1 protein-coding gene is annotated in these 624 nt (G+C 37.5%); it reads right to left on the bottom strand.

The features are described from left to right. Positions 1-156: 156 nt before the first annotated feature. Positions 157-525, bottom strand: a complete 369-nt coding sequence (locus HT722_RS10275; RefSeq protein ID WP_173278859.1) for a helix-turn-helix transcriptional regulator — start codon at positions 523-525, stop codon at positions 157-159. Between the last annotated feature and the right edge of the window lie 99 nt (positions 526-624).

Genomic DNA, 624 nt, shown 5'->3' with positions numbered 1-624 from the left:
ACTCCATATAGGCTTGGTCAGCTGCTCGTGCGTCTTCGATATCTTCCATGAGTGCCATGAAGTCGTCAAAATCCATGGTCGTTGTGTCGATACCGTGTTTGTTTAGGTAGTCCGTGATGTAGGAATTTTTTTCTGTGAAGTTGATAGTGATAGTCATTAGCGTTCTCCTTTGCTTTTGAAGTGGGCGGATAGGACGGATGTGATGAAGTCGATATCATCTTCATTTAGTGGTTTCCCGTCAAATAACATGGTGTTGGCTGCTGCTTTGCGTAAGTCTATGATTTGTCCGTTTACTTGAGCGAATTCATCACTCCCAGCGATAGCAGGGTTATCCGTTCGTCCGAGCAGGTAGTCTGTGGATACGTTGAAGTAGTCGGCGATTTCTGAAATACGTTCAGTAGATGGTTTTGAATTTTTTAAATTATAAATGGTATTTCTACTGTAACCAAGTTTTTCTTCCAATGAATTTATTGAAAGTCCTTGCTTTTTGGCAAGTTCTTTAATTCTGTCAAATGTCTGAAACATTGATTTTTCAACCTTTCTGAGAATATGACAAAAAATATTTAATATTTCTCATTAAAACACTTGACAAAGTTAATGTGAAGTATTAAAATAGTTTTTGTA

This window comes from Streptococcus sp. 53, from assembly GCF_013276565.1.
Taxonomy (GTDB): domain Bacteria; phylum Bacillota; class Bacilli; order Lactobacillales; family Streptococcaceae; genus Streptococcus.
Note: the sequence above shows the minus strand (reverse complement) of the source record. Positions and strands in the feature narration are given on the sequence as shown.

Bases quoted from the DNA above. Each gene is read 5' to 3' on its own strand.
- HT722_RS10275 (WP_173278859.1), bottom strand. From the start codon at position 525: ATGTTTCAGACATTTGACAGAATTAAAGAACTTGCCAAAAAGCAAGGA.